Genomic DNA, 4,498 nt, shown 5'->3' with positions numbered 1-4,498 from the left:
CGGCCCTCGGCAAACAGGGCTCGATCTCGGGCCTGCTCAAGGGCATGGGCGCGATGAGCCCGGAGGAGCGGCGCGAGCAGGGGCCGGTGATCAACGGCCTGCGCGACCGGGTCCAGGCCGCCCTGGCCGCCCGCAAGGGCGAACTGGAGGCCGCCGAACTCGACGCCCGGCTCAAGGCCGAGCATGTCGATCTGACCCTGCCCTCGCGCCCGCGCCGCAGGGGCTCGGTCCATCCGACCATGCAGGTCATGGACGAGATGATCACGATCTTCGCCGACATGGGCTTCGCCGTGGCGGAAGGTCCCGACATCGAGGACGACTTCCACAATTTCACCGCCCTGAACTTTCCGCCGAAGCATCCGGCGCGCGAGACCCACGACACCTTCTTCCTGACGCCGGACCCCCAGACTGGCGAGCGCAAGGTGCTGCGCACCCACACCAGCCCGGTGCAGGTGCGCACCATGATGACGCAGACGCCGCCGATCCGGATCATCGCGCCGGGCCGGACCTTCCGGAAGGACAGCGACGCCACCCACACGCCGATGTTCCACCAGGTCGAGGGGCTGGTCATCGACCGCGACATCCACATGGGCCATCTGAAATGGACGCTGGAGACCTTCGTCGCCCGCTTCTTCGAGGTCGACGGCGTCGATGCCCGCTTCCGCCCGCACCATTTCCCCTTCACCGAACCCTCGGCCGAGATGGATATCCGCTGCGACCGATCCGGCGGCGAGCTGAAGCTCAATCAGGGCGACGGCTGGATGGAGATCCTCGGCTGCGGCATGGTCCATCCCAATGTGCTGCGGAACTGCGGCATCGACCCCGACGAGTTCCAGGGCTTCGCCTTCGGCATGGGCGTCGACCGGCTGGCCATGCTGAAATACGGCATTCCCGACCTGCGCCCGATGTTCGAGGCCGACACCCGCTGGCTGGCCCACTACGGCTTCTCGGCCTTCGCCGCCCCCAATCCGGCCTCGGGCCTGAGCTGAGACCGCCAGATGAAATTCACCCTCTCCTGGCTGAAGGACCATCTCGACACCGAGGCCGAGGTCGCCGCCGTGGCCGAGGCCATGACCATGGCCGGGCTGGAGGTCGAGGCGGTCCATGACCCGATCGCGGCCCTGGCGCCCTTCACCGTGGCCCGCATCGTCTCGGCCGAACAGCATCCGAACGCCGACCGCCTGCGGGTCTGCCAAGTCGACACCGTCGATGGGCCGAAGGAGATCGTCTGCGGCGCACCCAACGCCCGGGCCGGCCTGACCACCATCTACGCCCCCATCGGCGCCTTCGTCCCCGGACTGGGCGTGACCCTGGTCGAGAAGCCGGTGCGCGGGGTGGTCTCCCACGGCATGCTCTGCTCCGCCTCCGAGCTTGAACTGGCCGACGAAAGCGACGGCATTCTGGAGCTCGCCGACGACCTGACGGTCGGGACGCCGGCGGCGGGCGTGTTCGGGGCCGAGCCGGTGATCGATTTCGAGGTCACCCCCAACCGGGCCGACTGGCTGGGCGTGGCCGGGGTCGCGCGTGACCTGGCGGCGGCGGGGCTCGGCCGGCTGAAGACGCCGCCGATCACGCCGGTGGCCGGAACCTTCCCCTCGCCGATCACGGTGCGGGTCGAGGCGCCGGAGATGTGCCCGGTCTTCGCTGGCCGGCTGATCCGGGGCGTCAGGAACGGCCCCTCGCCCGAGTGGCTGCAGCGCCGCCTGATCGCCATCGGCCTGCGCCCGATCAACCGGCTGGTCGATGTCACCAATCTGGTCGCCTACGACCGCTGCCGCCCCCTGCACGTCTATGACGCGGCCAAGCTGGTCGGAAACGAGATCGTGGTGCGAGGCGGGCAGATCGCCGGCGACACCGGCGAACACGAGCACCTGATCGCCCTCGACGGCAGGACCTACACCGTCGATCCGGCCATGTGCGTCATCGCCGACGCCGGCGGCGAGCGGCCGATCGGCCTGGGCGGCGTCATGGGCGGCGAGTCCACCGGCTGTTCGGACGAGACCACGGACGTCTTCGTCGAGAGCGCCTGGTTCGACCCGCTGGTCACGGCCCAGACCGGCCGCGCCCTGGCGATCACCTCCGACGCCCAGTACCGGTTCGCCCGCGGCGTCGACCCGGCCTTCGTGGTCCCGGGGCTGGAGCTGGCCACACGGCTGATCCTCGACCTGTGCGGCGGCGAGCCGTCGGAGATCGTGGCGGCGGGCCAGGCCCCGGCCGACCCGGCCGGCTTCGCCTTCGACCCGGCCCGCGTCGGGGCCCTGACCGGCCTGGCGCTGGACGACGACCGGATCGCCGAGATCCTCACCCGGCTCGGCTTCGAGGTCGCGCGCGGAACCCCGTGGAGCGTGACGCCGCCGTCGTGGCGGCGCGACGTCGAGGGCCCGGCCGACCTGGTCGAGGAGGTGGCCCGGATCGAGGGCTACGCCGCCCTGCCGTCCACACCCCTGCCCGAGCTCGGGGCGCCGTCGCGGGGCGTGCTCAACCCGCGCCAGGCGCGGGTGCGGCTGGCCCGGCGGGCGCTGGCGGCCATGGGCTATGCCGAGGCGGTGACCTGGTCCTTCACCCGACAGTCGACCGCGGCCCTGTTCGGCGGCGGCGATCCGCGGCTGGTGGTCGAGAACCCGATCGCCGCCGACCTCGACTGCATGCGGCCCTCGGCCCTGCCCAATCTGATCGAGGCGGCGGCGCGCAACGCCGCCCGCGGCCATCCCGACGCCGCCCTGTTCGAGATCGGCCCGATCTATCTGGACGACAGCCCGACCGGCCAGCGCACCGTCATCGCCGGCCTGGTCGCGCCGCGCTCGCCGCGCCACTGGGGCGGTGCCGCCGAGGACGCCCTGTTCGCGCTGAAGGGCGATCTGATGGCCCTGCTGGACGAGCTCGGCGCCCCGACGGCGTCGCTGCAGCTGGTCCAGGGCCAGAACCGCGACTGGTGGCACCCCGGCCGCTCGGCCCGGCTGCAGCTGGGTCCGAAGAATGTGATCGTGGAGTTCGGCGCCCTGCATCCGCGCGCGCTCAAGGCGCTCGACGCCGACGGACCGATGCTGGCCTTCGAGATCGTGCTCGACGCCGTGCCCGAGCCGCGCGGCAAGGCGACCAAGGCGCGCGGCGCCGCGTCGCTGGCCCCGCTGATGCCCCTGACCCGCGACTTCGCCTTCGTGGTCGAGGACGGCAGGCCGGCGGGCGACCTCGTCCGCGCCGTGGCCGGCGCCGACAAGGCCCTGATCGCCGAGGTCCGGGTGTTCGACGTCTACCGCGGCCCCGGCGTCCCCGAGGGCATGAAGTCGGTGGCGCTGGAGGTGACGATCCAGCCCGTCGAGGCGACCCTGACCGAGGGCGAGATCGAGGCCCTGTCGGCGAAGATCGTGGCGGCGGGCGCGAAGGTCGGGGCGACGCTGCGGGGGTAGGCGCGTTCCCGATGCGGCCAGCGTTTGCGCGCACCCGATTGCTGGCTCGATCAGGGTCCGAAAGGGGGGGTTGGCGGACGTTGACCGGGTGACGCAGGGGGGCTTAACGTTCGAACATGTGGCGAGGGATATTCATCGGGCTACTGCTGATCGCTGCCGGCTGTGTTGCGCCCCAACCGGCGAGCAATCGAACTGTCGCTGCCTACGAGGTTCCGCTTCACACGGCATCAGACCGGAGCGAGTTTCTGGCCCTCGTTCGCCAAGAGGCTCGTGCCGAAGGGCTGCATTTGGATGCGAGCAGCGACGGTCGACTCGGAGATATGGCTGATGCGATCCCACAAGCTAGGATGACCGTCCACGCAGCAGTCTGGCGGGGCGTCGAAGACAATCATTCGGAAGCGACGATCATGGATGGCCACGACCATCTGGGGCTCGTCTGGATAGCGTTCGCGCAGGGCGAAGACATCGAGCTTGCCACGCGCTTCCGGGACCGTTTGATGGTCCGTATTCTGGATCGCTGGCCGGAAACGCTCGCGTTGCCGGTGATGCCGACCGGCGCAATCCCTCTTCACGGCCACCTCATCAAGACACCCTCCGGCTACAAGCTCGATCCGGCTTACGTCTCCGGCTACGAAGTGGACCTATCGTCTCCGTTGGTCGCGCAACCAGAAGCGGACTGAGCAAGCGTCCGCAATGGGTCGAGCCCCGTCATTCGCACCGGTCCGGAAACCGGACCCTGGAGCAACTGCCGCGAACCGCCGCTCCGCCCTCCGGTGCAGGGGCGGCACCCCCTCGTTAACCTCATCGCCGCACGGCTGACTCAAAGAGCGGTGACGGTGACCGCAAGCGCCCGCGCGAGCCGTCCCCGCCTATCGGAGCCAACCTATGCATCGCCGCCAACTGATCCTGTCGGGCCTCGCCGCCACCGCCGGCGTCTCGGGCCTGTCCGCCTGCGCCACCGCCGGACAGCAGCCGACGGACCCCAACTATCCGATCGCCTCGGACGGGCAGGCGCCGGCCTACACCGCCGACGAGCTGATCGCCGCCGGCTCGCGCGAGCTGGGCATTGCCGCCGAGGCCCTCGGCGCGGC

3 protein-coding genes and 1 pseudogene are annotated in these 4,498 nt (G+C 70.7%); all 4 read left to right on the top strand.

The features are described 5' to 3' along the window. Window positions 1-989 (top strand): phenylalanine--tRNA ligase subunit alpha (gene pheS, locus Q0588_RS00360; protein ID WP_298742748.1); only part of this gene is annotated, 989 nt, incomplete at its 5' end. A 9-nt stretch (window positions 990-998) separates the two neighbouring features. Continuing rightward, window positions 999-3,407 carry a phenylalanine--tRNA ligase subunit beta gene (pheT, locus tag Q0588_RS00355; protein ID WP_298742746.1) on the top strand — a complete coding sequence of 803 codons (2,409 nt, stop codon included), beginning with the start codon at window positions 999-1,001 and terminating at the stop codon, window positions 3,405-3,407. A gap of 347 nt (window positions 3,408-3,754) precedes the next feature. Beyond that, a complete protein-coding gene (locus Q0588_RS00350) occupies window positions 3,755-4,087 on the top strand; it encodes a hypothetical protein (RefSeq protein ID WP_298742744.1) in 333 nt (110 codons plus the stop codon). A gap of 205 nt (window positions 4,088-4,292) precedes the next feature. Further along, a pseudogene (locus tag Q0588_RS00345) lies at window positions 4,293-4,498 on the top strand (DUF1134 domain-containing protein); the annotation flags it as partial.

The sequence above is a fragment of the uncultured Brevundimonas sp. genome, from assembly GCF_937870815.1.
GTDB lineage: Bacteria > Pseudomonadota > Alphaproteobacteria > Caulobacterales > Caulobacteraceae > Brevundimonas.
This window is presented reverse-complemented; position numbering and strand designations above follow the sequence as displayed.

Excerpts from the sequence above, each read along its gene's own strand:
- pheT (WP_298742746.1), top strand. The coding sequence starts at position 999 with ATGAAATTCACCCTCTCCTGGCTGAAGGACCATCTCGACACCGAGGCC.
- Q0588_RS00350 (WP_298742744.1), top strand. The coding sequence starts at position 3,755 with ATGACCGTCCACGCAGCAGTCTGGCGGGGCGTCGAAGACAATCATTCG.